This is a genomic window from Actinomadura latina NBRC 106108 (assembly GCF_001552195.1).
Classification (GTDB): domain Bacteria; phylum Actinomycetota; class Actinomycetes; order Streptosporangiales; family Streptosporangiaceae; genus Spirillospora; species Spirillospora latina.
On the sequence record NZ_BCQS01000012.1, the window covers coordinates 292,907 to 318,025 of the forward strand.

The window sequence follows — 25,119 nt, forward strand, 5'->3', positions numbered from 1 at the left end:
CATAATCACCTGACTGCTCGCGGGTGCGTGCAGGTCAGCGCGCTGTCAGCCCGGCGAGGGCGGTCAGCAGCCGGTCGATGTGCTCCTCGCTCGTACCGAGTCCGAGGCTAGCGCGGACGGCGGTCCCGTCCCCGCCCGCCAGGTGCCGGACGAAGGGGTGCGCGCAGAACCGCCCGTCCCGGACGCCGATGCCGTGCTCCTCCGACAGGGTAAGCGCCACGTCGCGCGCGTTCCAGCCGTCCACGGTGAACGACACGATCCCGACGCGCGGCGCCCGGTCGCCCCAGAGTGACAGTTCTCGCACATGCGGGAGGGCGGAGAGCCCGGTCCGGAGCCGTCCGACCAGGGCCGCCTCATGGATGGCGAGGTCCTCCCAGAGGGGGGACAGGGTTTCGCAGGCGGCGGCCAGCGCGATGGCTCCGAGGACGTTCGGTGAGCCCGCTTCGTGCCGCTGCTCCGCGGCGGGCGCCCACCGGGTCGCCGCGCCGACCGCCGCGCTCGCCCCGCCGCCCTTGAGGTACGGGCCGGCGGCGCGCAGCCAGTCGGCGCGGCCGGCGAGGACGCCGGCGCCGAACGGCGCGTACAGCTTGTGGCCGGAGAACGCGGCGTAGTCCAGGCCGAGCGCCGTCATGTCGAGCGGACGGTGCGGGACGAGCTGCGCCGCGTCCACCGCGATGCGGGCGCCGTTGCGGTGCGCGGCCCGCGCCAGCTCCTCGATGGGCCACAGCTCGCCGGTGACGTTGGACGCGGCCGTGACGACGAGCAGCCGCGACCCGATCGGGCAGGCGCGCAGCGCGCGGTCGGCGGCGGAGATCGCCTCGGCCGGGGTGGCGGGCGCGGGCAGCCGCACGGCCCGCTTCCACGGCAGCAGCGACGCGTGGTGCTCGGTCTCGAAGACGACGACGCTCGTCCCTGCGGGGACGGCGTGCGCGAGCAGGTTCATCGAGTCGGTCGTGTTGCGGGTGAACACGACCGCCGACCGCCGCCACGCCCCGAGGAACGCGCGGACGGTCTCGCGGGCCTCCTCGTACGCGCGCGTCGTGACCTGGGACGCGTAGCCCGCCCCGCGGTGGACGCTGCTGTAGTACGGCAGCGCGCGGGCGACGGCCTCCTGCACCGCCTCCAGGCAGGGCGCGCTGGCGGCGTAGTCGAAGTTGGCGTAGGGGACGTGGCCGCCGTCCCGCAGCGGCACCGGGACGTCCGCCCCGACAATGCGCGGAATCCGGCGAACCCGGACCCCCTCGGGGCGCGTCACAGCAGGCGTGATGGGGGAGAGCAGTGTGGGCATACCGGGACCTTCCGGGCCAGGGACCCCGGATGACAGGTCGGGATCCGCGCTTGCCGGAACGCGGAACCGCGTCCGGCCAGGTCCTCACCCGGGGCACCCCATCGCGGACGAAGGGTTGCCGGCCAGCAAGCCGGGGCTTGACGCTGGCGCTCATGACCTAGTGCGGAATCATATACGGGTGCGGTCGGGGATCAAGCTGGAGGAAGCGATGCGGTACGGGGTGGTTCGGGCGCTGGCCGGAGGTGCGTTGGTGCTCGGCACCCTGAGCGGGTGCGGGATGCTGGGCGGCAACTCCGGCCAGGTGTGCACCGACACGAAGAAGGCGTTCGAGCAGTACGTCACGCAGGTCAGGAGCATCCCGGCGGCCGAGCCGGCGCAGTGGCGGCAGCCGACCGAGCGGCTCGCGGGACGGCTGGACGGGCTGGCGAAGAAGGCCGGCGACGGAGACCTGAAGAAGGCGCTGGAGGCGGAGGCGGGCAGGCTGCGCGCCGCCGCCCCCGCCGTCGGCGCCGGCGACGTCTCCCAGCTCAGCGCCGTGATGAAGGAGGCCCCGGCCAGGATCGGCAAGGCCTGCGACTAGCGGCCCGGGGCGGCGGTCCCCGCTCGTGGCCGGGCAGGGACCGCGCAGGTCAGCCGTTGGGCCCTGTGGGGCCGCCGCCGTCGCCGGTGCCGCCTCCGCCGGTGCCTCCGCCGCCGCCGTCACCACCACCACCACTACCACCGCCGCCGTCACCGCCGCCCCCGCCGTTCGGGGGCTCGATGATGGTCGGCAGTCCGGTCGGCGGTGTCGGGAGGTTGGGCTCCTCCGTGGTCGGCGGCGGTCCGGACGGCTCGGTCGTGCGCGGCGGCTCCGTCCGGCCCGGCGTGCTGGGGCCGGACGGCCGCTCGTAGCCGCCGCCCGGCCGCATCGACGGCTCCCCGAACGACTTCGGCGCGTAGTCCTTGATGTTGACGGCTTCAGCCATGTAGGTGCGCCAGATCTGCGCGGGCAGCTGCCCGCCGTACGCGCCGTAGCCGGGGATGTTCAGCGGCTTGTTGTCGCTGCGGAACATCGCGACCGACGTCGCCATCTGCGGGATGTACCCGTTGAACCAGATCGCCTTGCCCTCGTCCGTCGTGCCGGTCTTGCCCGCGACGTCGCGGCCGTCCGGGAGCTGCGCGTTCGTCCCGGTACCGCCCTGGACGACCTTCTCCATCGCATACGTCGCGTCCCGCGCGTTCTGCGCGCTCAGCGCCCGGTTCCCCTTCTCGGTGAACGTGCGCTTCTCGTTCTCGTTGTCGGTGACGGACTTCACCACGAACGGCGTCCGATGCACGCCCTCGGACGCGAACGTCGCGTACACCCCCGCCTGCTGGACGGGGTGCAGCGACACGATGCCGAGCGGGAACGTGGCCGCGTTCCGCTGGTCCTTGGTCATCTGCGACGCCGGGATGCCCATCTTCTCGGCCATCTCGGCGATCTTCTCGTTGCCGACGTCCTGGCCGAGGTTGACGTAGGCGGTGTTGATCGAGTGCTCGGTGGCGGTGACGAGGTTCACCGACCCGAAGCTCTCGTTGCTGTCGTTGTGGAGGGAATGGCCGCCGAACGTCTGCGGCGAGCTGCCGTCGTAGGTGGTGCTGAGCGACCGGCCGTCCCGCAGCGCGGCGGCGAGCGCGATCGGCTTGAACCCGGACCCGGCCTGCGCCCACTCGCCGAAGGCGCTGCTCAGCGCCTCCTCCAGGTAGCCGCGGCCGCCGTAGAAGGCGAGCACCTGCCCGGTGGACGGGTCGACGGACACGGCCCCGGTGCGGATCTTCTTGCTCATCCCGTCCGGGGTGTTCTGCGCCACGGCCTGCTTCATCGCGTCCATCAGCCGCTTGTCGAACGTCGTGGTGATCTTCAGCCCGCTGCGGTTGATCTCGTCCTCGCTGTAGCCGCGGCGCTCGGTGAGCTCCTTCTTGGCCACGTTGACCATGTAGCCCCTCTGGCCCTTGAGGACGTCGGTGATCTTCTGCTTGACCGGCGTGGGGAACTCCATGGCGGCGGCGTCGGCGGACGTCAGGTAGCCGTCCTGCACCATGTTGCCGACGACGGCGCGCCACCGCTGCTCGGCGCGGACGCGCTGGTCGCCGGTCGGGTCGGAGAAGTTGCTCGGCTGCTGGATCGCCGCCGCGAGGAAGGCGCCCTCGGCGGGGGTCAGGTCGGAGACGTCCTTGTCGTAGTAGGCGTGCGCGGCGGCCTGCACCCCGTAGGCGTTGCGCCCGAAGTAGATCGTGTTGAGGTACTGCTCCAGGATCCAGTCCTTGGGCTTCTCCCGGTCGACCTTCAGCGCGACCATGACCTCCTTGAGCTTGCGGGTGACCGAGCGCTCCTTGCCGATGCCGCCGTAGTAGTTGCGGACCATCTGCTGCGTGATCGTGGACCCGCCCTGCAGCTGCTTGCCGGTCACCGTGGACCAGAACGCCCGCGTGGTGCCCTCGACTGATACGCCGGGATCTTGGTAGAAGCTGTCGTTCTCCGCCGCGATGACCGCGTTGCGGGTGCTCTCGGGGACGCGGTCGAGCTCGACGGCGTCCCGGTTGATGCCGGTCTTGGCGATCTGTGTCTTGCCGTCGGAGTAGTAGAAGGTCGGACCCTGCGCGATCGCCTTCTCCTGCGGGGACGGCACGGGGGTGAACAGGTACGCGACGCCGAACGCGGCGAGGAAGAACCCGATGAACCCGAGCAGGGTGAACAACGTCCGGCGCAGCAGCCGCGATCTGCGGCTCCGCGGCTTGCCGCGGCGCTTCCCGCCGCCGTCTCCACCGCCGGCGCCGCCGGGCGGGGGCGGTCCGCCATGCTGGGACGATCCGTGCTGGGACGAGGCGGCGGGCATGGTCTTGGTATCACCCGTGACCGGCGCTTCAACACCATCGGCCGCCGGTTCACCCGAATCCTCAGGGGACTCGCCGCTCTCGCCGGGTTTCTCCGCCTCGCCCGCATCATCCGATTCGGCGGCGGCCGTTCCGGCCTCGGCCGATTCCGCGGCAGGCGTTTCCGCATCAGGTGATTCGGTGCCAGGTGATTCGGTGCCAGGCGATTCGGCGGCATCGTCGGCGAAGTCGGGCGCTTCGCCCTCCTTGTCGCCGTTCTGTGATTTGTCTCGCACGTCCGGGAATTCCGTGTCGCGGGCGGATTCGCCGGTGTCCTCGGTCAGCGTGCCGGTCGCCGGTCCGTCCGCGCCGGCCGGTGCCCCGGCCCCGGTGCCGTGCCGGTCCACCTCGGAAGGCCCGGCGGGCGCGTCGCCCTCCGGGCCCTTTTCGCTGTCGCTCACAAGCCCCCCGTGATTAATGCGTCACCGACGATACCTGAGGGGACACGTGCGTCGGCCGCCCAATGCGCAACCCCACGGACTCCCAATAGGAGGACGGGTGATCCGGCCCGCCGGTTGTCGTGCCGGGCGCCGCGATGGCGGCTTTCCGTGAACGCCGAGCGGCGGGGCCCCACCGGGTGCCCCGCCGCTCGCACATCGTCCCTCAGGCGATCCCGCCCGCGCGGCCGTGCCGCGCCCGGCTCACTTCTGGATCTTCGCGATGACGTCCACCACGAACACCAGGGTGTCGTCGCCCTTGATCTTGGGCGGGCTGCCCTCCTTGCCGTAGCCCTCCGCGGGCGGCAGCACGAGCAGGACACGGCTGCCGATCTTCGCGCCGGTCAGGCCCTTGTCGAAGCCGGGGATCGTCGCGCCGGTGCCGATCGGGAAGTTCACGGGCTGCCCGTTGGTCCAGCTGGAGTCGAACTTGTCGCCGCTCTTCCAGATCTTGCCGACGTAGTTCACGATCGCGTCGTCGCCCTTGGCGAGCGCCGGCCCGTTGCCCTGAATCACCGTCTTGACCTGCAGCTTGTCCGGGGCGTCCGCGTCCGGAATGGTGATCTTGGGCTCCTTGGCGCCCTTGTCCTCCACCTTCGGCAGGTTCTTGTCGTCCAGCTTCTGGGCGGTGCCCTCCGGCTTCGGGTCCTTCGGGACGGCGGCCTGGACGTCCATGATGAACACCACCGCGTCCTTGGCGGTGATCTGCTGCGGGCTCAGCTGGCTGAGGTCCTTGGACGGCGGGAGCTGCAGCACGACGCGGCTGCCCACGGTCTTGCCGACCAGGTTCTTGTCGATCTCCTTCAGGCCGCTCTTGCCGATGACGAGGGGGCGCGGGCCGCTCGGCTGCTGGCCCTGCTGCTGCTCCCAGGTGGAGCTGACCTTCTCGCTGGTGCTCTTGACGCGCGAGTTCTCCTCGTCCTTGTCCGCGGCCCACTTGTAGGTGGCGAACGAGACGTAGGCGGTGTCGCCCTCGGCGATCGTGCGGCCGGACCCCTTGATCGGGGTGGTGATCTTCAGCTTCTTCGTCGGCGCGAGCTTGGTCGGGATCTCGACCTTGGGCTCGGACGCGAACTTGCCGGTCACCTCGATCACCGGATCGGGGCGGTTGACCCACCAGTACACGCCGCCGGTGATCGCCAGCGCGACCACCACGATCCCGGCGATCATCATCAGCCGCCGGTTGCGCGCCTGCTTGGCGGTGAGCGCGGACGGGGCGGACGGCCGGTTCAGCCCGCTGCCGCGCCCGGCGCTGATGCCGTGCGGGGTGAACTCGGGGCTGCGGATGCTCTGGGCGTTCGGGATCTTCGCCTTCGCCTTGACCGCCGGCTTGCCCCGGGGCTTGTCATCCTCGGACATGGTTCCTCACTTGCTCCGGGTTAGACGACATCGCGAACGTGACCACCCTTCCAGGGCCGGGCTAAGCACAGCGTGAAAACCGTGTAAAGGAGGCCGACCCGCAATCTACCGGTCACGCGGGGGCCGCGGCGCCGTCCGGCAGGGGACTGGAGAAGCCGCCAGGATATCCCCGCCGGCGGAGTGGCTCGCGCCCTCGGATGGCAGGCTGGTGGAATGCGCCTCGCGACGTGGAACGTCAACTCGGTGAAGGCCCGGCTGCCGCGCCTTCTCTCCTGGCTGGACGAGACGAAGCCCGACGTCGTCTGCCTGCAGGAGACCAAGTGCGCCGCCGGCAAGTTCCCGTCCGCCGAGGTGGCCGAACTCGGCTACGCCACCGCCGCGCACGGCGACGGGCGGTGGAACGGAGTCGCGGTTCTTTCACGGGTCGGCATTGAGGACGTCTCGAAAAGCTTCCACGGTGAGCCCGTATACGAGGGCGAGGCGGAGGCCCAGGCGAAGCTGACCGAACCCGTCCTGCTCACCCCCGAGGCCCGCGCGATCGGCGCCACCTGCGGCGGGATCCGGGTCTGGTCGCTCTACGCGCCGAACGGCCGCACCCCCGAATCGGCCCACTACCTCTACAAGCTCGCCTGGTTCGCCGCGTTCCGCGACGCGCTGGCCGCCGAACTGTCCGCCGGGACGCCGCTGGTCGCGACGGGCGACTACAACGTCGCCCCCACCGACGACGACGTCTGGGACCCGTCCGTCTTCGTAGGCTCGACCCACGTCACCCCGGCCGAACGCCAGGCACTCGCCGAACTGCGCGACCTCGGCCTCCACGACATCGTCCCCACCCCGATGAAAGGCCCGCACCCTTATACCTACTGGGATTACCGGGCCGGGATGTTCCATAAGAACCTCGGCATGCGCATCGACCTCGTCTATGGGAACGGCGCCTTCGCCGAACGGGTCGAGTCCGCCTACGTGGACCGCGAGGCCCGCAAGGGCAAAGGCCCCTCCGACCACGCCCCGGTCGTCGTCGACCTCCGCTGACGTGCGGCAGGTGGGGCGGTACGGCTAGCGGCGGGCCAGGAGTCGGCGCTTTCCCGTCGCGGGGACGTCCGATTGGTCCAGGACGGTGAAACCGGGTGGCAGGAGCGCGGCGGGTTCGCCGGGTGCGAGGCACCATTCGGCGGGTATCCGCGGCCGGTCGCGGCGAACGTCCTCGGTGAACGCCTCCCAGCCCAGCAGGCCGCCGGGCAGGACGGCCCCGGCCGCGCGCCCGAACACGGCGCGGTCCCAGAACCCGGTGCACAGGACGAGCGCGTAGCCGTCCGGCGCCGGCCGCCACCGCCCCAGGTCGGCGTGGACGAGAGTGATCAGCGAGTCGAGGCCGCGCCTCCGCGCCTCCGCGCCGAGCCGGTCGAGGGCGACCTCGGAGATGTCGACGGCCGTCACGCGGCGCCCGGCTCCGGCGGCCGACAGGGCGCTCCCGGACGGCCCCGACGCGAGGTCGAGCACGCCGCCGTCCGGGAATCCCAGCGCCAGCGCCCGCTCCATCAGCGGATGGACGTGCGACGGCTCGGGGGCGTCCCCGTACTTGCTGTTCCACCGGAGCCTGTCCGGATGCTCGGCCAGCTCGGGGTCCATGCCGTCGACCCTAGCGGCGCTCCGCGATCAGCAGCATGAACATCGCCGTGGGGAAGCCCTTGCGCCACCACGGGTCGTCCCGCAGCTGCTCTTCCGTCGGGTGCGGTTCGCGCAGGTCCGCGATGACGAATCCGGCGTCTCGGAGCGTTCCAGCGTAGTACTCCAGCGGCCGGAGCCAGCTCGTGATCATCGAGGGGGATTCCATGCCGTCCACCAGGAACCTCTGGTCGATGCCGCGCGAGGCGAAGTACTGCGCCGCCGGGACGCTGTTCATCGCGCCCTGCTCGGAGTTCTCCACGTAGAAGCACGGGTGCAGGGTCAGCAGGATCAGCCGCCCGCCGCTCTTCAGCACGCGCGCGAACTCGCCGATGGCGCGGGCCGGGTCCTGCAGATGGCTGAACAGGTGGTTGCAGAGGACGAGGTCGAACTGCTCGTCGTCCAGCGGGAGGTCCTCGACGCCGGCCCGGGTGAACGTGGCGCCGGGTGCCGCGTGGGACGAGGCCGCGTCGATCAGACCTTGGGCGGCGTCCACGCCGACGACGTCCGCGCCCATGGAGGCGAGCCTGCGGGACAGGTAGCCTTCGCCGCACCCGGCGTCCAGGACGCGCAGGCCGGCGCAGGGGCCGACCGCGTCGAGGACGGCGGCGTCGGTCAGTTCGGTCCGGTACCGGTCGCGGCCCTCCCTGATGACCTTGACCCAGTACTGCGCGTTGGCCTCCCACCTTTCACGTGTCAGATTCGCGATGGCTTGCGCCGTGTCCTCCACCGGCTCCCCATTCCTCAGGTGTTCCACGCAGGTTCAGGCGGCGCCCTTGAGCCGCCGCACCAGCGTGTTGCAGGTCTGTCTGGTCGTTCTGTCCCGGCACTCGACCCCGCGCAGTTCCAGCGCCTGGACCAACTCGACGATCTTGCCGCCGAACGCGGGGTCGCGTTTCAGCGCCAGCGGAATGTACGTCGACACCAGGTAGTACAGGTAGGCGTCGTTGTAGACCGCTATCTCGCGCAGCACCTCGGTTGCCGTGTTGCGCAGCGACAGGGAGCTCGGCAGAGTGAAGTCGCTGCTGATCCGGCCGTCTCTGGTGTAGGTCGGGAACGCCCATTCCTCAAGGGCGGCGTACACGGGGGTGGCATCCAGTTCCCTGCGGTACCGCTCGGCGAGGTCGAAGTCGTCCGAGCTGATCAGGGACCCCATGACGACGCCGCGCATCATGAACGCGCTCTGCCGTCCGGGGACTTCGAAGCTGAGGTCGGCCTCCAGCTTCCCGGTCACCTTGCTGACCTGGTGCGTCAGGATGTTGAGCGCCAAGATCGAGTGGAACGAGTAGCTCTTGCGGTTCAGCCGGGGCGCCAGGTCGAGCGAGGCGTCGAAGAGTTTCTGCGGGTCCTTCAGCAGGCCCTCGCCGGGGTCGGTCGAATAGATGGACTCCAGCGCGCGGTCCTGTTCCCGTCCCCAGAAGCGGGCGATGAACGAGGACGTCTTCTGCGTCGCCTGCCCCCGCACGATGTGCAGGGCCGCCTCCAGCGCGTTCAGCAGATGCTGCTGCGCGACGGTCGAGTTCTCCAGGGCGTCCAGGTCGACCGCGAGCCCTTCGCCGTGCAGGTCGCCGACGAGCCCGTCGCGCCTTTTCCGGACGGCGTGCGCCATCGAGTACTCGGCGATTCCCGGAACGGACGACATGAGGCTCTGCAGCGACCGCCCGCTGACCCGGTCGAGCCATTCGACGTTGTCCCACAGCCGGAAGATCGTGCTCTCGTCGAGGCCGGAGAAGGCCGCCACGTCGGACATGTTCAAGCCCATGTCCTTGGTGATGTCCGAGAGAGACTTCGGCGCACCGTCCGCTGTCATCACTCGCCCTCGAGGTGGCAATTGTCGACGCCTCGATCCTAGCGAAGCGGCGGCTGCCCGGGACGGACGATCCGCGGATGTGTCCGTCCCGTCACCGGTGGCGGCGGCGAGCGCGGCGGAGAGCACGGCGGCCGGTCACCCGAGGCCGGCGCGGTCCAGGAGGCCCCCGCGCACCTGGACGGCCCGCGGCCCGGGAGTCACGGCAGCCGCCACTCGTCCCGGACGCCCATCCCGAACCAGAAGGTAGACGTCCCGTTCCGGCCCCGGTGGGTGCCGAAGTCGGTGGCGAGCGCCTTCATCAGCGCGAGGCCGCGCCCGTGCACCGGCGGGTGCTCGTCCGCCGGCCGCGGCTGGCCGGGCGCGGGCCCGCCGTCGGTGACCTCGACCCGCACGTACCGGTCGAGGTGCAGGACGGCCAGCATGACGGTCCCGTCCCGGCGCGGCCGCGCGTGCAGCACCGAGTTGGTCATCGCCTCGCTGGTCAGCAGCTCCAGGTCGCCGAGCTCGGACCGCTCGGCGCCGAAGTGCTGGCCGACGAGCTCCCGGACGTAGGACCGGGCGAGCCGGACAGCCGGCGGCGTGGCGGCGAGGTCGATCTCCCCGATGAGCCGGCCGGACGACTTGCCGTTGCTCCAGGCGGACGGGATTCCGAGTTCGAGTGAGGGTGCGGGAACGAGCACGGGCCCCCCGGACCACGCGTCTGATGCGTTCATGGCGGCGTTGGTTTCACGTCTCCGTGTCGGGCTGTAAGCGAACATGTGTTCTCAAGGCCAAGTCGGAAGTCGGACGTGGAGTGAAACAACACACACTCTTACGCAGCCTGCACGACCCAGTCACCGACCCTTGCGCGCATGCAAGCCCCTTGCCGCACCCAGCGGTCGATGACCGAGCGCACGCGGCCGGTCACTCACCGGCCATCCAGTGGCCGCCGGCCGACCAGCCGAGGAACCGCCGGGCGTTCGGCGCGGACCCGTCGTCGAGGGCGCCGCCGGCCAGCACGTGCCGGAGCCCCGCCAGGACCGGGTCGAGCCGCCGGACGGCGTGGCCCGGCTGCCGGTCCAGCTCGTCCTGCATCCAGGCGATGACGGCGACCTGCTCCTTCAGCCCGCACAGCGCCAGGTAGAAGACGGTCTGCCGCCAGGCGTAGGCGGCGTCCTTGACGGTCGGCAGCGGCCGCCGGTTCCCGTGCGTCTTCCGCACCAGCCGGCACACGACCTCGAACGACCGCCGCGCGAGCCCGTCCCAGCCGTCCACCGGCGTGACGCCGACCGGGTGGACGAGCGCGGCCAGATTGTGCGTGGTGAGGATCTGCGACTGCTCGATCACCATCCCGTTGCCGGCGACCGACCACCCAGCGGGCTTTCCGGCCCGCTTCAGGCAGAGCTTGTCGAATCCCCACCTCATCGACCGCACGGCCGCGTAGTCGACGCCGTAGTACCGCTCGTAGAGCGTGCCCTCCAGGACGTCGCCCGCGAGCCGCGCCGCCCGCAGGAACTTGACCGAGAACGTGCCCATGAAGATGTCGGCGGCGAGTTCCTCGACGAAGGGCACCCGCAGACCGGCCTGCTGGGCCAGCGCGGAGAGTTCGCCGACCATCGGATTGGGCACGATGGTCCCCGGAAAGGCCTGGAGGGTGAAAGATCGCGGGGTCCGGCGGCAACGGATTATCCGGTGGCCGTCCCGATGATGACGCCGCTCGCGGCGGGACGTCACGGGATCAATTGGGGGAGGAGGGTGTCGCGGAGGGCTGTCAGGGTCCTGGTCTCGGTCGTCGCGGCCTGGACGCGGGCGGCCAGGGTGGAGGTGAATTCGTGGAATCCGCGGATGGCCGCGTCGCCGGGCCAGGGGATCTCGAAGGCGGCGATGTCGGGCCATCGGGCGCGGGGCATGCGGGTGCCGTCGCCGACGGCGGACGCGTGGGCGATCACGGCGTCGCTGGACAGGGCCGCGAGCAGCCAGCCGCGGTGGGCGGGGTCCTTCGGGCGGACGACGAGGATGTCCGTCGAGGCGACGCCGTCGACGAACGCCAGCCCGGCCTTGTGGAAGTAGGGGCGGAGCTTGCCGAAGAGGATGTCGCCGGCGGTGAAGCGCCTCTTCGCGCTGGTGATGCCGGACGCGTCGGTCCAGGTCGAGAGCCACATGTTGCGCTTCGGCATGTGTTCGAGGGCGATGTAGTTCTCGGCGGGGGAGATGCCGGCGGCCGGGACGTTCGACCGGACGAGGTCCGCCAGGTCGCCGATGCGGACCCGGGTGCGGGGGGCGGACGCGTCGTAGCGGGCGCGGACCAGGGCGTCGGCGCAGGCGGCGATGCGGTCGTTCACCGCGGCCTTGTCGTCGAGGGCCCCGAGGACGGAGGCCGCCGAATCCTGCTCCGCCCCGGTGAGGCGGGTCGCGGTGAGGCGGTTCAGGATTCCGTGGGTGAGGAGGGGCTGTCCCGACCCGATGCGGTACCGGTTCAGGGCGAGCCTTCTCAGGAGGTAGTAGATGTAGCGGGGGTTCGCTCCCTCTTTCGGGGTGGCGATGATGGCGTTGTCGGTGACCCAGCACGGCTCCGCGCTGTACTGGACGGCGCCGCAGTACGTGCCCACGCGTCCGACGATGGTGCTGTGCGGGCCCGCGTTGAAATCGCCGGAGGTGCCGATGACGCCGTTGGCTCCATAGGTCCGGTAGGCGGAGCCCTGGGCGGGGCGGGACCTCCCGTTCGCGAACGCGACGATCTCGCCGAGCGTCACGTCAGCCATCCAGGCGTCCCAGTTCCGCCCGGACGACCCCGTCGAGCCGCGCCGACTCCTCGAAATGGGCGAAGAGTTCCTTGGTGAGGCGTTCGGCCCTGGCGGCCGCGGGTTCGTCGGAGGGATCCGCCTGAGCGGCGCCTGCATAGCGGCCCGGGGTGAGGACGTGGTCATGGGATCTGATCTCGTCCAGGCCGGCGGAACGGCAGAACCCCGGAACGTCCGAATAACCGGTGCCGCGCCAGGAACGGTATGTGCCTGCTATCCGGGTGATGTCGTCATCGGTGAGGACTCGCTCGGTGCGGTCGACCATCGTCCCCATGTCGCGGGCGTCGATGAAGAGGACCCGGCCGCCCGCCGAACGGTCGAAGAACCAAAGGCACGCGGGGATCGGGGTACTGCGGAAGAGCCGGTCCGGCAGTGCGACCACGCACGACACCAGGCCCGCCTCCAGCAGCGACGCGCGGATCGCGCCCTCGCCCGACTGCCGGGACGACAGTGAGCCGTTCGCCATCACGACGCCCGCGCGGCCGTCCGGCCCGAGCTTGGAGATGATGTGCTGCAGCCAGGCGAAATTGGCGTTCCCGGCCGGCGGGACGCCGTACCGCCAGCGCGGGTCGCCGGTGTCGCGGTACCAGTCCGACATGTTGAACGGGGGATTGGCCAGCACGAAGTCGGCGTGCAGATCGGGGTGGGCGTCCGCGTGGAAAGTGTCCGAGCGGCGGAGGTCGCCGGAGATCCCGTGAACGGCGAGATTCATCTTGGCGAGCCGCCACGTCCGCTCGTTCGCCTCCTGCCCGTAGACGGCGATGTCGTCCAGCCGTCCGCGATGGCTCCGGACGAACTTCTCCGCCTGGACGAACATGCCGCCGGAACCGCAGCACGGGTCGTACACCCGCCCTTTGAAAGGCTCCAGAATCTCGACGAGCAGCCTCACCACGCTGGGCGGCGTATAGAACTCGCCGCCGCGTTTGCCTTCGGCGCGGGCGAACCTCTCCAGGAAGTACTCGTAGACCTCGCCCAGCACGTCCCGCGCGGCCTTGCCGCCGAAGCCGACCTCCCCGATCAGCGCGACCAGGTCGCCGAGGCGCCGCTGGTCGACCCCGCCGAAGATCTGCGGGAGCGCGCCGCCGAGCGGCGGGTTGGCCCGCATGACCGCGTCCATCGCCGCGTCGATCCGCGCGCCGAGGTCCTCGGTGGCCCCGGCGAGATCCGTCCAGCGCGCCCCGTCCGGGACGACGAAGCCCCCGTCACCGGACGAGTCGGACACGTACTTGAGGAACACCAGCCCGAGGACGAAGTCCTTGTACTGCGCCGCGTCGACCGCCCCCCGCAGCTTGTCGGCGGCCTTCCAGAGAACTTCCTCCATCGCCGCGAGACTCTAGCCCAGCGACGCGCCCGGTGGACGGACGCCACAGCGTGATGCGACGCTGCGAAGCGTGGTGATCGTGGACGTCCTCGCGCTGGCGGCACTCGCCGGATGGCTGTACCTGGCGTTCGGCCACGGCGCCTTCTGGCGGACCGGGCCCGGCCTGCCGGAGCGGGACGATCCACCGGAATGGCCGGAGGTGGCGGCGATCGTCCCGGCCCGCGACGAGGCGGCCATCCTCCCTGGAACCCTGCCGACGCTGCTCGCCCAGGAGTATCCGGGCGTCTTCCGCGTGCTCGTGGTGGACGACGGCAGCAGCGACGGCACCGCCGAGACGGCCGCCGGCCTGACGGAACACGTCATCTCAGCGAGAGGCCGTCCCGAGGGGTGGGCGGGCAAGGTGTGGGCCATGTCGGAGGGCGTCCGAGCGGCCGGAGACCCCGATTTCTACCTTTTCACCGACGCCGACATCGCCTATGAGCCCGGCACAGTGACAAGGCTCGTCCGCGAGGCCGCCGGCGCGCGGCGCGACCTCGTCTCACTCATGGCGACGCTCAGCGTCCGCACACGCTGGGAAAAGGTTGTCGTCCCGGCGTTCGTGTACTTCTTCGCGCAGCTCTACCCGTTCCGCCGCGTCACCCGGGACGGGGCGCGCACCGCCGCCGCGGCGGGCGGCTGCATGCTCGTCCGCCGCGCCGCGCTCGACGGGGCGGGCGGCATCGCGGCGATCCGCGACGCGCTCATCGACGACGTGGCGATGGGCCGACTCATCAAGCGCGCGGGCGGTCGCTGCCGCCTCGACCTGAGCCGGGACGTGGTCAGCCGCCGCCCCTACCCCCGCCTCGCCGACCTGTGGATGATGATCGCCCGCAGCGCCTACCACCAGCTGCGCTATTCGCCGGCCCTGCTGGCGGGCACCGTTCTCGGCCTGCTCCTGCTCTACGCCGCGCCGCCCGCCGCGACGCTCACCGGAGCCCTCGCCGCCCGTCCCGTGGCACTCGCGGCGGGCGCCCCGGCCTGGGCGATCATGACGCTCACCTACGTTCCCATGCTCCGTTTCTACGGGCTCTCGCCCCTGCGCGCCCTCGGCCTGCCCGCCGTCGCGCTGATGTACGCCGCCATGACGGTCGACTCCGCCCGCCGCCACCGCGCCGGAAGGGGCGGCGCCTGGAAGGGCCGCACGGCGACCGCGCCCTGACCCCGCCGTCCTTGTCGCGCCGAGACAAAACGGGTGACTCCGATGTGTCCCGAACCTCATTGGAGTAAGTGTCCAATTACGTTACGGTCGGGTGGCCGTCGCGCCGACGGCAGGCGAAGACGAAGGGTTGCCCGCCATGTCCATCAACGTTCGCCGGGTGCTCCGCACCGTGGCGGCGTCCTGCATCGGGCTCGCCATGGCGGCGACCGCCCTGCAGGGCACCGCCGCGGCCGCACCGCAGGACCCCGTACCCCCCGCCCAGGACCCGTTCTACACGCCGCCGTCCCCGCTCCCGGCCGGCCGGCCCGGCGATGTCATCCGGTCGCGTCCGGCCGTGTTCTCCATGGACCCGTTCGGCCGCTCGCCGTACGAGGGCGTCACGTCGTGGCAGGTCCTGTACCGGTCGGAGACGGCGCAGGGCGAGCCGGCCGCCGTGTCCGGCATGGTGCTCGTCCCGACCAAGGCGTGGACGGGCCAGGGCAAGCGCCCGGTCGTCTCCTACGCCGTCGGGACGCGCGGCCTCGGCGACGCGTGCGCGCCGTCCTACACCCTCACCCAGGGCATGGACTACGAGATGTTCTTCGTCGCCGACGCGCTCAGCCGCGGCTGGGCCGTCGCCGTCACCGACATGGAGGGCCTCGGCACGCCCGGCCAGCACACCTACGAGGTCGGCCGCTCCCAGGGCCAGGCCGTGCTGAACATGGCGCGGGCCGCGCAGCGCCTCCCGGACGCGGGCCTCGGCGGCTCGCCGATCGGCCTGTGGGGCTACTCGCAGGGCGGGACGTCCTCGGGCTGGGCCGCCGAGCTGGCGACGTCGTACGCGCCCGAGCTCGACATCAAGGGCGCGTTCGCGGGCGGCGTCCCGGCGGATCTGACGGCGGTCGCCAAGGGCCTGGACGGCTCCCCGTTCGTCGGCCTGATGTTCATGGCGGCCGTCGGCTACGACGCCGCCTACCCCGAGCTGGACCTGGAGAAGTACCTCAACGACAACGGCCGCGAGCTGCTGAAGAAGGCCGAGAACCTCTGCCTGGTCAGCGTCGACGGCATCGGCACCCTCGCCGGGACGCTCTTCAGGAAGATCAGCGACTACACCACCAGCGACCCGCTGAACACGCCGCAGTGGCAGCAGCGGCTGGAGGCCAACAAGCTCGGCTCCACCGCCCCGTCCGTCCCGGTGCTGCAGACCCAGGCCGCCTATGACGAGATCATCCCGTTCGCGCAGGCCGACACGCTGCACAAGGCGTGGTGCGCCAAGGGCGCGAACCTGACCTGGAAGACCTACACGTTCGCCGAGCACGCCACCGGCATGCTCTGGAGCGAGCCCGACGCGATGGCGTTCCTCTCCGACCGGTTCGACGGCAAGCCCGTCGCCGGCAACTGCGCCGCCTGATCCCGCTCGTGATCCCGCTCGCCTTCCGGCCGTAGGGACACTCATGGGGCCATCCCGCACTCGCAGAGGGCAGGATGGCCCCATGGACTTGGTGGAGTTCCTCCGCGCCCGGCTGGCCCGCGACGAGCAGATCGCCCGCGACAGCTCGTCCGCCTCCTGGAAGGCCACGCCCGCCGGGACGATCAACATCGACTCCGACGACCCCGCCTTCGTCGCGAAGGCGGAGAACGACGCCTACGCCGAGCACATCGCCCGCCACCACCCCGCCCGCACGCTCGCCGAGGTGGCGGCCCGCCGCCAGATCGTCGACGACTACGAGAAGACCGCCTGGATCCTCGGCCAGGGCCAGCGCACCGCCGAACTGGAAGCCGCCCAGGCCGTCCGCGAAACTGTCCTCCGCCTCTTGGCCCTCCCTTACGCGACCCACCCCGCCTACCGCGAGGAATGGCGCCCCTGAAGGCCGGCCGCCCGCATCGTGGGACACGACTGACACATCGGAACCCGGGAAGGTAATCTCTCGTAAGGGTCCGAGAGGCGCTGCAACGGGCGACTGCCCGCCACGCTCGGGCCCGTGACACTTCCGCAAGGGCGCCTCCCACATGAACTGGGAGGTGCTCGGAAACCTATGACTCACACCAATCTGCGCGAGCTTCTGGAGCAGCGGATCGCGGTGCTGGACGGCGCCTGGGGCACGATGCTCCAGGGCGCGGGCCTGAAGCCCGAGGACTACCGCGGCGACCGCATCGGCGACGACCACGCGAAGGACGTCACCGGCGACCCCGACCTGCTGAACCTGACCCGCCCGGACGTGATCCTCGACGTCCACCGGCAGTACCTCGACGCCGGCGCCGACATCACCACGACCAACACGTTCACCGCGACCAGCATCGGCCAGGCCGACTACGGGCTCGAGAGCCTCGTCCACGAGATGAACGTGCAGGGCGCCCGGCTGGCCCGGCAGGCGGCCGACGAGTACGAGGGCCGGTTCGTCGCCGGCTCCGTCGGCCCGCTCAACGTCACCCTGTCGCTGTCGCCCCGGGTGGAAGACCCCGCGTACCGCGCCGTCACGTTCGACCAGGTCAAGGACTCCTACGCGGCGCAGATCGCGGGCCTCGCCGAGGGCGGCGTCGACCTGCTGCTGATCGAGACGATCTTCGACACGCTGAACGCGAAGGCCGCGATCGCCGCGGCCCGCGAGGTCGCCCCCGACCTGCCGCTATGGGTGTCGGTGACGATCGTCGACCTCTCCGGCCGGACGCTGTCCGGGCAGACCGTCGAGGCGTTCTGGCGGTCGATCGAGCACGCCGAGCCGCTGGTCGTCGGGGTGAACTGCTCCCTCGGCGCCGAGGAGATGCGCCCGCACGTGAAGGATCTGGCCCGGATCGCCGGAACCTACGTGGCCAGCCACCCGAACGCGGGCCTGCCGAACGCGTTCGGCGGCTACGACGAGACGCCCGAGGAGACCAGCGCGCTGCTGCGCGACTTCGCCGAGTCCGGCATGGTCAACCTCGTCGGCGGCTGCTGCGGAACGGGCCCGGCGCACATCGCGAAGATCGCCGAGGCGGTCCGGGGCGTGGCGCCGCGCGAGGTCGCCAGGCCCGCGAAGGCGAGCCGGTTCAGCGGCCTGGAGCCGTTCGAGATCGGCGCCGACACCGGCTTCATCATGATCGGCGAGCGGACGAACGTCACCGGCTCCAAGCGGTTCCGCAAGCTCATCGAGGCGGGCGACCACCAGGCCGCGGTGGACGTGGCGCTGGAGCAGGTGCGCGGCGGCGCGAACCTCCTCGACGTCAACATGGACGCCGACCTGCTCGAAAGCGAGCAGGAGATGACCACGTTCCTGAACCTGATCGCGACCGAGCCCGAGGTGGCCCGCATCCCGATCATGGTGGACAGCTCGCGGTGGAGCGTGCTGGAGGCCGGGCTCAAGACCGTCCAGGGCAAGGGCGTCGTCAACTCGATCAGCCTCAAGGAGGGCGAGGAGCCGTTCCTGGCGCAGGCCCGCCGCATCCGCGACTTCGGCGCCGGCGTCGTCGTCATGGCGTTCGACGAGGCCGGCCAGGCCGACACCGCCGACCGCAAGGTCGAGATCTGCGGGCGCGCCTACGACCTGCTCACGCGGGAGGCCGGGTTCCCCGCCGAGGACATCATCTTCGACTCCAACGTCCTCGCGGTCGCGACCGGCATCGAGGAGCACAACGACTACGCGAGGGCGTTCATCGACGCGCTGCCGCGGATCAAGGAGCGCTGCCCCGGCGCCCGCACCAGCGGCGGCATCTCCAACCTGTCGTTCTCGTTCCGGGGCAACGAGGTCGTCCGCGAGGCGATGCACTCGGCGTTCCTGTTCCACGCCGTCCGCGCCGGGCTCGACATGGGCATCGTCAACGCCGGGCAGCTCGCCGTCTACGAGGACATCCCCGCCGAACTGCTCGAACTCGTCGAGGACGTCCTGTTCAACCGCCGCCCGGACGCGACCGACCGGCTCGTGTCCTTCGCCGAGAACGTCAAGGGCAAGGGCACCGTCCGCGAGGTCGACCTCTCCTGGCGGGACGCCCCCGTCGCGCAGCGCCTCTCGCACGCCCTCGTCCACGGCATCGTCGACTTCATCGAGGATGACACCGAGGAGGCCCGGCAGCAGGCCGCCCGTCCCCTCGACGTCATCGAGGGCCCGCTGATGGACGGCATGAAGATCGTCGGCGACCTGTTCGGGTCCGGCAAGATGTTCCTCCCGCAGGTGGTGAAGAGCGCCCGCGCGATGAAGCGCTCCGTCGCCTACCTGGAGCCCTTCATGGAGAAGGAGAAGGAGGAGGCGCTCCGCGCCGGGCGCGTCACGGAGGACCGCGGCCAGGGCAAGATCGTCCTCGCGACCGTGAAGGGCGACGTGCACGACATCGGCAAGAACATCGTCGGCGTCGTCCTCGGCTGCAACAACTACGACGTCGTGGACCTCGGCGTGATGGTGCCCGCCGCGAAGATCCTCGACACGGCGATCGCGGAGAACGCCGACGCCGTCGGCCTCTCCGGCCTGATCACCCCGTCCCTGGACGAGATGGTCTCCGTCGCCGCCGAGATGGAGCGCCGCGGCATGCGGCTGCCGCTGCTCATCGGCGGCGCCACCACGTCCCGGCAGCACACCGCCGTGAAGATCGCGCCCGCCTACGAGGCGACGACCGTGCACGTCCTGGACGCGTCCCGCGTCGTGGGCGTCGTCTCCGACCTGCTCGACGAGGACCGCGCCGCCGCGCTGGCCACCGCGAACCGCGAGGAGCAGGCCCGGCTCCGCGAGCAGCACGAGAAGAAGCAGCGCCGCCCGATGCTCACCCTGGAGCAGGCCCGCGCGAACCGCGAGAAGGTCGACTTCACCGACCTGCCGACGCCCGCGTTCGAGGGCGCGCGGATCGTCCAGCCGCCCATCGCCGCGATCCGCGAGATGATCGACTGGCAATTCTTCTTCCTGGCCTGGGAGCTGAAGGGCAAGTACCCGGCGATCCTCGACCAGCCCGTCGCCCGCGAGTTGTTCGACGAGGGCAACGAGCTGCTCGACCAGATCGTCGCGGACGGCTCGTTCGAGGCGTCCGGCGCCTACGCGTTCTGGCCCGCGCACTCCGAGGGCGACGACATCGTCCTGCCGGACGCCCGCTTCCCGATGCTGCGGCAGCAGACGTCCAAGCCGGAGGGGCGCCCGAACCGGTGCCTCGCCGACTACATCGCCCCGTCCGGCGACCACCTCGGCGGCTTCGCGGTGACGATCCTCGGCGCCGAGGACCTCGCCGCGAAGTTCGAGGAGCAGAACGACGACTACAAGGCGATCATGGTGAAGGCCCTCGCCGACCGGCTCGCCGAGGCGTTCGCCGAGTACATCCACCTGGAGGCCCGCCGCGCCTGGTTCGAGCCGGACGCCGCCCCCGAGATGGCCGACCTGCACGCCGAGAAGTTCCGCGGCATCCGCCCGGCCCTCGGCTACCCGGCGAGCCCCGACCACAGCCTGAAGCGGACCCTCTTCGACCTGCTGGACGCCGGCCGCCTCGGCATGAAGCTCACCGAGTCCTACGCGATGTCGCCCGGTTCCAGCGTCAGCGGCCTGATCTTCGCGCACCCGGCGTCCCGCTACTTCACGGTGGGCCGCATCGGCAAGGACCAGGTCGAGGACTACGCCGCCCGCTGCGACCTCCCCGTCGCGGAGGTCGAGCGCTGGCTGGCCCCCAACCTGTCCTACGACCCGAGGTAGACGGGAAAACGCCTGACGGCCACCGCGCCGCGGCCGTCAGGCGTGCTCGTGCGTCCGCTCGAAGCGGCGCCGTTCCGCACAGTGCGCTCGGCCGTGCGGCGCTCCCGGGCGCCGCACGGCCGAGCGCACTGTCATGTCCTCAGCCGCGTCATGTCCTCAGCCGCGGGTGATGCGGACCTTCCAGACCTCCGGGCCCGCCTCCTCGTAGTCCCAGGTGAACTGGCCGGGGTACTGGGAGGCGAACTGGTAGTAGAGCGGCTTCGGGTCGTGGTCGTTGACGAGGACGAACGCCGTCCCGGCCGCCAGGGCCTCGAACGTCGCGAAGATCTGCTGGTGGCGCTGGCCGTGGGCGAGGACGCGCACGTCGAGTTCGCCCTCCGCCACCTCGGCGGTGGCGCCCGGGACGCCGGGGTAGGCCTCGTGGCCGCCGCAGGTGCAGTCGTGCCCGTCGTCGTGGGACGCGCCGCCGCCCTCGCCGAGGATGTCGTGCATCCCTTCGAGGAGCGCGCCGAGGTTGACGCCCGCGTCCACGAGCGCCGGCAGGATCTGGTCGTTCTCGCGCTCCAGGTGCGACTGGAACAGGGCGTTCACCACGGCCGCCGCGGCGACGGTCTCCGCGGGCGTCCGGGCCGCCTCCAGCACGCCGACCTTCTCGCGCAGGACGACGTGCTCGCGCAGCATCGCGCGCAGCAGCAGCCGGGCCTCGGGCAGGTCCTCCGCCGCCTTGTAGAGGGTCTCCTCCTCCGCCGCGGCGTGCGGGACGATCTCCTCCTTCAGGAACGCGACGAGCTTGTCGCGCCGCGCGTACGGGGCGGTGAGCTGGTCGACGGCGCGGGCGATGGTGAGCGTGTGGTCGGCCAGGGTCCGGCCGAGCCGCTCGTGGTGGTCCAGGATGGCCCGCACCGTCTCCTGCTGCGGGCTCGCGGTCGATGTGGTCATGCGCACTGCACTCCTCGTGCCGGGCCTGTTTTTTACAACACTACTTGTATTTATAATAGCGGGCATGGAGAATCAGGTCACAGGGGTACGCGACCGACACCCCCGGGCCGCGGCACCCCGGCTGGCGGCGCGCCGGCTCCCGCTACTGGCCGGCGCGCTGCTGACCCTGCTCGTCGCGCTCTGGGGCGCCCTCGGCCTGCTGGGCCTCGACGTCCCGCTGCCGCGCACGTCGTTCGCGCAGCAGCACGGGCCGCTGATGGCCCTCGGCTTCCTCGGCACGCTGATCTCCCTCGAACGCGCCGTCGCCCTCGGCCGTCCCTGGGCCTACGCGTCCCCGGCCCTCGCCGCGGCCGGCGGCCTCGTCACCGCCGCCGGGTTCACCGTCCCCGGACGGCTGCTGCTCACCGCCGCCGGCGGCTGGCTCATCGCGATATACATCACAGTTCTCGGCCGGCGGACGGGACGCGACCTCGCCGTCCAGATCATGGGGGCCGCCGCCTGGTACGTCGGCGGCATGCTGTGGATCGGCGGCCGGACGGTCGGCGACATCGTCCCGTGGCTCGCCGCGTTCCTCATCCTCACGATCGCCGGGGAGCGCCTCGAACTCGCGCGCGTCGCCTTCCTGAAGCGCCGCACCGCCGACGGGCTCGTCGCCGCGGCGGCGCTGCTCGCCGCCGGCGCGGCCGTCTCGGTGTGGTGGTCCGAACCGGGCTGGCGCCTGACCGGCCTCGGCATGGTCGCGCTCGCCGGCTGGCTCGCCCTCAACGACGTCACGCGCCGCACCATCCGCGGCAACGGGCTGCCCCGCTTCGCCGCCGCCTGCCTGCTCGCCGGATACGCGTGGCTGGCCTTCGCCGGAGCGATCTGGCTCGCCGCCGGACGTCCCGCGTCGACCGGCTTCTACGACGCCGCCCTGCACGCGGTGTTCCTCGGCTTCGTGATCTCCATGGTGTTCGGGCACGCGCCGGTGATCCTGCCCGCCGTCCTGCGGGTCCCGCTGCCCTACCACCCGATCCTGTACGTGCCGCTGGCGCTGCTGCACGCGTCGCTCGTGGTGCGGGTCGTGGGTGATCTGGCCGGCGTCTCGCTCGCGCGGACGACCGGGGGCGTGCTCGGCGAGGTGTCGCTCCTGCTCTTCGGCGTCTGCGCTTTCGCGGCATCGCGGCTGGCGAGAAGGGCCGCGCCCCGCCCGCACGGAAGGGAACGGACATGACGTCCATCGGTGTGCGCCCGAAGGTGGGCCCGCCCCCGGCGCCGCGCCGCTCGCGGTCCGTGTGGCACGCCGTCGCCAACGGGGTGGTGCTGCTCTGGCTGGCGCTGACCGTTGTCGCCGCTTTCATCCAGCCTGAGCTGCCTGTCCCGCGATGGCTGCTGATCCACCTGTTCCTGCTGGGCGCGGTGACCAATGCCATCGTGACCTGGACGGAGCACTTCGCCTCCGCGCTGCTGCGCGTTCCGGCTCCGCCCGACTGGTGGCCGGTGACGCGTCTGGCGGTGCTGAACGCGGGGATCGTCGCGGTGTTGTGCGGTGTCTCCGAGGGATTCCCCTGGTTGGCCGTCGGCGGCGCGGCCGCTGTCGTGGGCGCCGTCGCCGCGCATGTCGCCGTGCTCGCCCTGCGGGGCCGGGGCGCCCTGGGCGGACGTTTCGCGCACGTCGTCTCCTGGTACCTGTGGGCCGGCGCCGCGCTGATCATCGGCGGGACGCTGGGCGGGCTGATGGCGTCCGAGCGCGTCCCGTCCGACTGGCACGAGCGGATGCACGCCGCGCACGCGCAGGTCAACATCCTGGGCTGGATCGGTCTCGCCGTGCTGGGCACGCTGTTCACGCTGTGGCCGACCGTGCTGCGCACCCGCATGGTGGACGGCGTGGGGCAGATCGCCCGCTGGTCGCTCCGCTTCGCCGTGCCGGGGCTCGCGGTCGCGGTCGGCGGCCTGCTCGCCGGGTTGCGGTGGGTCGTCGTCGCGGGTCTTCTGGTGTACGCCGGTGCCGCCGCGCTGGCCCTCGTTCCCTTCGTCCGGACGCTGCGCCGGCGCCGCCCGCACACCCCCGCGTCCTGGATGCTCGCCGCCGGAACCGCCTGGTTCGCCGTCACCCTGCTCGTGGACGCGTCCAGGCAGAGCCTGACCGGGCTGCTTCCGCTGGTGCTGGTCGGGTTCGTGGGGCAGACCCTGCTGGGCGCCCTGACGTTCCTGCTGCCCGTCGTCCTGGGCGGGGGACCGGCCGCGCTGAAGGCCAACTCGGCGCTGATCGAACGCGTCTGGCCGGTGCGGGTGGCGGCGATCAACCTCGCGGTGCCGCTGCTCGTCCTCCCGGTGCCGGAATGGGCTTCGCGGGCCGCGTGGATCGTCGTCCTCGCAGCATTGGCCGCGTTCATCCTCCTGGCGGTCGCGACGATCCTTCGCTCCCACCGTCCGTCTCCCGTCATCGCGGGCCTCGCGGCCGGCGTTCTGCTCACCGCGCTGGCAGTCGGAGTGACGGCGGGCGGCGGCCGCGACTCGTCCCCTCAGACGGTCGCCGCGTCGGGGACGCGCGTGGTGGACGTGAGTCTGGCCAACATGCGCATCCGTCCGGGGACGATCGAGGCCGCTCCCGGTACGCGGTTGGTGTTGCGCGTCACGAACAAGGATGCGATGCAGCACGATTTGCGTTTGGCGTCGGGGCAGGCGACGCCGTTGCTGGATCCGGGGGAGTCGGCGACGCTGACGGTGCCGTCGGTGAAGGGGACGATCGATGGCTGGTGCACCGTTCCCGGTCACCGCGCGGCGGGGATGACCATGCAGATCAAGACGGCGGGGTCGTCGGCCGAGTCGCCGATGGCGCCGATGGATCATCAGGCGATGGGGACCGGGCAGCTCGACATGGCGGCGCACCCGTCCCCGGGCTGGAAGCCGTATGACGCGGCTCTCAAGCCGGCGCCCGGTGCGAAGGAGCACCGGCTGGAGTTGCACGCCACCGACCGGGAGTTGGAGGTGGCGCCGGGGGTGCGGCAGACGATGTGGACGTTCGGTGGCAGCGTCCCGGCGCCGGTGCTGCGCGGCAAGATCGGTGATGTCTTCGTCATCACCCTGGTCAACGACACCGCCATGGGCCATGGCATCGACTTCCACGCCAGCACCCTGGCCCCCGATGTGCCGATGCGCACCATCGGGCCGGGGGAGCGGCTGACCTACCGGTTCAAGGCCGAGCATGCGGGGGCGTGGCTGTATCACTGCTCGACCATGCCGATGCTGCAGCACATCGCCAACGGCATGTACGGCGCGGTCGTCATCGACCCGCCCGATCTGCCCTCGGTCGACCGCGAGTACGTCCTGGTGCAGGGCGAGCTGTACCTGGGGCAGCCCGGCGCCGCGGAGCAGGTGGCCAAGATGCGCGACGGCCGCCCGGACGCGTGGATGTTCAACGGGACCGCCGCCGGCTACGACCATGCGCCTTTGACCGCCCGGTCGGGGGACCGGGTGCGGGTGTGGGTGGTGGACGCCGGCCCGTCGTCCAGCACCGCGTTCCACATCGTGGGCGCCCAGTTCGACACGGTCTACAAGGAGGGCGCCTACCTGCTGCGCAAGGGCGACCCCGGCGGCGCCCAGATCCTGGACCTGGCCCCCGGCCAGGGCGGCTTCGTCGAAACCGTCGTCCCCGGACCCGGCCACTACCCCTTCGTCGACCACGACATGCGCCACGGCGAATCCGGCGCCCACGGCATCCTCAAGGTGACCGAGTAATGCCATCACCCTGCCCGCAGAGACAGAAGACCGCCTGGTCCCACAAAATCGTAGCTAACCGGCAAAGAAGACGCCTTGTCGTATCCCTTATG

At 71.2% G+C, this 25,119-nt stretch carries 19 protein-coding genes and 2 riboswitches; of the genes, 8 read left to right on the top strand and 11 right to left on the bottom strand.

Annotated elements, in window-relative coordinates; all coding sequences use genetic code 11:
- Positions 1–34: 34 nt before the first annotated feature.
- Positions 35–1,288 carry an aminotransferase class V-fold PLP-dependent enzyme gene (locus AL2_RS19130; RefSeq protein ID WP_083946665.1) on the bottom strand — a complete coding sequence of 418 codons (1,254 nt, stop codon included), beginning with the start codon at positions 1,286–1,288 and terminating at the stop codon, positions 35–37.
- A 41-nt stretch (positions 1,289–1,329) separates the two neighbouring features.
- Positions 1,330–1,446, bottom strand: a riboswitch (SAM riboswitch).
- A gap of 20 nt (positions 1,447–1,466) precedes the next feature.
- On the opposite strand from AL2_RS19130, the gene AL2_RS19135 reads away from it, so the two are divergent.
- Positions 1,467–1,868 (top strand): DUF8711 family protein, encoded by a 402-nt coding sequence (locus tag AL2_RS19135; RefSeq protein WP_157438237.1) that lies wholly within the window; start codon positions 1,467–1,469, stop codon positions 1,866–1,868.
- A gap of 49 nt (positions 1,869–1,917) precedes the next feature.
- On the opposite strand, the gene AL2_RS19140 is transcribed toward AL2_RS19135, so the two are convergent.
- Positions 1,918–4,581: a transglycosylase domain-containing protein gene (locus tag AL2_RS19140; protein ID WP_157438238.1), complete on the bottom strand. Its 2,664-nt coding sequence runs from the start codon at positions 4,579–4,581 to the stop codon at positions 1,918–1,920.
- 240 nt (positions 4,582–4,821) lie between these two features.
- A complete protein-coding gene (locus AL2_RS19145; protein WP_067635239.1) occupies positions 4,822–5,976 on the bottom strand; it encodes an FKBP-type peptidyl-prolyl cis-trans isomerase in 1,155 nt (384 codons plus the stop codon).
- 213 nt (positions 5,977–6,189) lie between these two features.
- Here AL2_RS19145 and AL2_RS19150 point away from each other — a divergent pair, with 213 nt between their 5' ends.
- Complete coding sequence (locus AL2_RS19150) at positions 6,190–7,008, top strand: exodeoxyribonuclease III (RefSeq protein WP_067635240.1); 819 nt, start codon at positions 6,190–6,192, stop codon at positions 7,006–7,008.
- 24 nt (positions 7,009–7,032) lie between these two features.
- Here the strand turns inward: AL2_RS19150 and AL2_RS19155 are convergent, their stop codons facing one another.
- From AL2_RS19155 to AL2_RS19185, 7 genes are all read right to left on the bottom strand, one after another.
- Positions 7,033–7,605, bottom strand: coding sequence for a methyltransferase domain-containing protein (locus AL2_RS19155; RefSeq protein ID WP_067635241.1), 573 nt, complete (start codon positions 7,603–7,605; stop codon positions 7,033–7,035).
- Positions 7,606–7,615: 10 nt separating this feature from the next.
- Complete coding sequence (locus AL2_RS19160) at positions 7,616–8,371, bottom strand: class I SAM-dependent methyltransferase (RefSeq protein WP_067635242.1); 756 nt, start codon at positions 8,369–8,371, stop codon at positions 7,616–7,618.
- A gap of 33 nt (positions 8,372–8,404) precedes the next feature.
- On the bottom strand, positions 8,405–9,397 hold the full coding sequence (locus AL2_RS19165; RefSeq protein WP_157438239.1) for a hypothetical protein: 993 nt from the start codon (positions 9,395–9,397) through the stop codon (positions 8,405–8,407).
- Between the two features lie 251 nt (positions 9,398–9,648).
- Complete coding sequence (locus tag AL2_RS19170; protein WP_168444540.1) at positions 9,649–10,164, bottom strand: ATP-binding protein; 516 nt, start codon at positions 10,162–10,164, stop codon at positions 9,649–9,651.
- 190 nt (positions 10,165–10,354) lie between these two features.
- A complete protein-coding gene (locus AL2_RS19175; protein ID WP_157438240.1) occupies positions 10,355–11,059 on the bottom strand; it encodes a hypothetical protein in 705 nt (234 codons plus the stop codon).
- A 101-nt stretch (positions 11,060–11,160) separates the two neighbouring features.
- Positions 11,161–12,192, bottom strand: a complete 1,032-nt coding sequence (locus tag AL2_RS19180; RefSeq protein ID WP_157438241.1) for a restriction endonuclease subunit S — start codon at positions 12,190–12,192, stop codon at positions 11,161–11,163.
- Positions 12,185–13,552 (bottom strand): type I restriction-modification system subunit M, encoded by a 1,368-nt coding sequence (locus AL2_RS19185; RefSeq protein ID WP_067635251.1) that lies wholly within the window; start codon positions 13,550–13,552, stop codon positions 12,185–12,187. The genes AL2_RS19180 and AL2_RS19185 overlap by 8 nt, the downstream gene beginning before the upstream one ends.
- A 70-nt stretch (positions 13,553–13,622) precedes the next feature.
- Here AL2_RS19185 and AL2_RS19190 point away from each other — a divergent pair, with 70 nt between their 5' ends.
- The 4 genes from AL2_RS19190 to metH all read left to right on the top strand — a co-directional run bounded on the left by AL2_RS19190 (position 13,623) and on the right by metH (position 20,368).
- Positions 13,623–14,750 carry a glycosyltransferase gene (locus AL2_RS19190; RefSeq protein WP_218003677.1) on the top strand — a complete coding sequence of 376 codons (1,128 nt, stop codon included), beginning with the start codon at positions 13,623–13,625 and terminating at the stop codon, positions 14,748–14,750.
- Between the two features lie 136 nt (positions 14,751–14,886).
- Positions 14,887–16,140, top strand: coding sequence for a lipase family protein (locus tag AL2_RS19195; protein ID WP_067635253.1), 1,254 nt, complete (start codon positions 14,887–14,889; stop codon positions 16,138–16,140).
- 82 nt (positions 16,141–16,222) lie between these two features.
- Positions 16,223–16,597, top strand: coding sequence for a DUF6221 family protein (locus tag AL2_RS19200; RefSeq protein WP_067635257.1), 375 nt, complete (start codon positions 16,223–16,225; stop codon positions 16,595–16,597).
- Positions 16,598–16,663: 66 nt separating this feature from the next.
- Positions 16,664–16,741: riboswitch (S-adenosyl-L-homocysteine riboswitch) on the top strand.
- Positions 16,742–16,765: 24 nt separating this feature from the next.
- On the top strand, positions 16,766–20,368 hold the full coding sequence (metH, locus tag AL2_RS19205) for a methionine synthase (protein WP_067635260.1): 3,603 nt from the start codon (positions 16,766–16,768) through the stop codon (positions 20,366–20,368).
- A 156-nt stretch (positions 20,369–20,524) separates the two neighbouring features.
- On the opposite strand, the gene AL2_RS19210 is transcribed toward metH, so the two are convergent.
- A complete protein-coding gene (locus AL2_RS19210) occupies positions 20,525–21,307 on the bottom strand; it encodes a DUF2249 domain-containing protein (RefSeq protein WP_067635261.1) in 783 nt (260 codons plus the stop codon).
- A 64-nt stretch (positions 21,308–21,371) separates the two neighbouring features.
- Between AL2_RS19210 and AL2_RS19215 the strand changes: the two genes are divergently transcribed.
- Together AL2_RS19215 and AL2_RS19220 are read left to right on the top strand one after the other, a co-directional pair.
- Positions 21,372–22,520, top strand: coding sequence for a DUF8744 domain-containing protein (locus AL2_RS19215; RefSeq protein ID WP_067635262.1), 1,149 nt, complete (start codon positions 21,372–21,374; stop codon positions 22,518–22,520).
- The gene (locus tag AL2_RS19220; RefSeq protein WP_067635263.1) at positions 22,517–25,027 is read left to right on the top strand and encodes a multicopper oxidase domain-containing protein; all 2,511 of its coding nucleotides are present in this window, start codon (positions 22,517–22,519) and stop codon (positions 25,025–25,027) included. The genes AL2_RS19215 and AL2_RS19220 overlap by 4 nt, the downstream gene beginning before the upstream one ends.
- The last annotated feature ends 92 nt before the right edge of the window (positions 25,028–25,119 follow it).

Coding starts and splice junctions, on each gene's coding strand:
- AL2_RS19170 (WP_168444540.1), bottom strand. CDS start 10,164: ATGAACGCATCAGACGCGTGGTCCGGGGGGCCCGTGCTCGTTCCCGCA.
- AL2_RS19150 (WP_067635240.1), top strand. CDS start 6,190: ATGCGCCTCGCGACGTGGAACGTCAACTCGGTGAAGGCCCGGCTGCCG.
- AL2_RS19180 (WP_157438241.1), bottom strand. CDS start 12,192: ATGGCTGACGTGACGCTCGGCGAGATCGTCGCGTTCGCGAACGGGAGG.
- AL2_RS19155 (WP_067635241.1), bottom strand. CDS start 7,605: ATGGACCCCGAGCTGGCCGAGCATCCGGACAGGCTCCGGTGGAACAGC.
- AL2_RS19130 (WP_083946665.1), bottom strand. CDS start 1,288: ATGCCCACACTGCTCTCCCCCATCACGCCTGCTGTGACGCGCCCCGAG.
- metH (WP_067635260.1), top strand. CDS start 16,766: ATGACTCACACCAATCTGCGCGAGCTTCTGGAGCAGCGGATCGCGGTG.
- AL2_RS19200 (WP_067635257.1), top strand. CDS start 16,223: ATGGACTTGGTGGAGTTCCTCCGCGCCCGGCTGGCCCGCGACGAGCAG.
- AL2_RS19210 (WP_067635261.1), bottom strand. CDS start 21,307: ATGACCACATCGACCGCGAGCCCGCAGCAGGAGACGGTGCGGGCCATC.
- AL2_RS19185 (WP_067635251.1), bottom strand. CDS start 13,552: ATGGAGGAAGTTCTCTGGAAGGCCGCCGACAAGCTGCGGGGGGCGGTC.
- AL2_RS19195 (WP_067635253.1), top strand. CDS start 14,887: ATGTCCATCAACGTTCGCCGGGTGCTCCGCACCGTGGCGGCGTCCTGC.
- AL2_RS19220 (WP_067635263.1), top strand. CDS start 22,517: ATGACGTCCATCGGTGTGCGCCCGAAGGTGGGCCCGCCCCCGGCGCCG.
- AL2_RS19145 (WP_067635239.1), bottom strand. CDS start 5,976: ATGTCCGAGGATGACAAGCCCCGGGGCAAGCCGGCGGTCAAGGCGAAG.
- AL2_RS19215 (WP_067635262.1), top strand. CDS start 21,372: ATGGAGAATCAGGTCACAGGGGTACGCGACCGACACCCCCGGGCCGCG.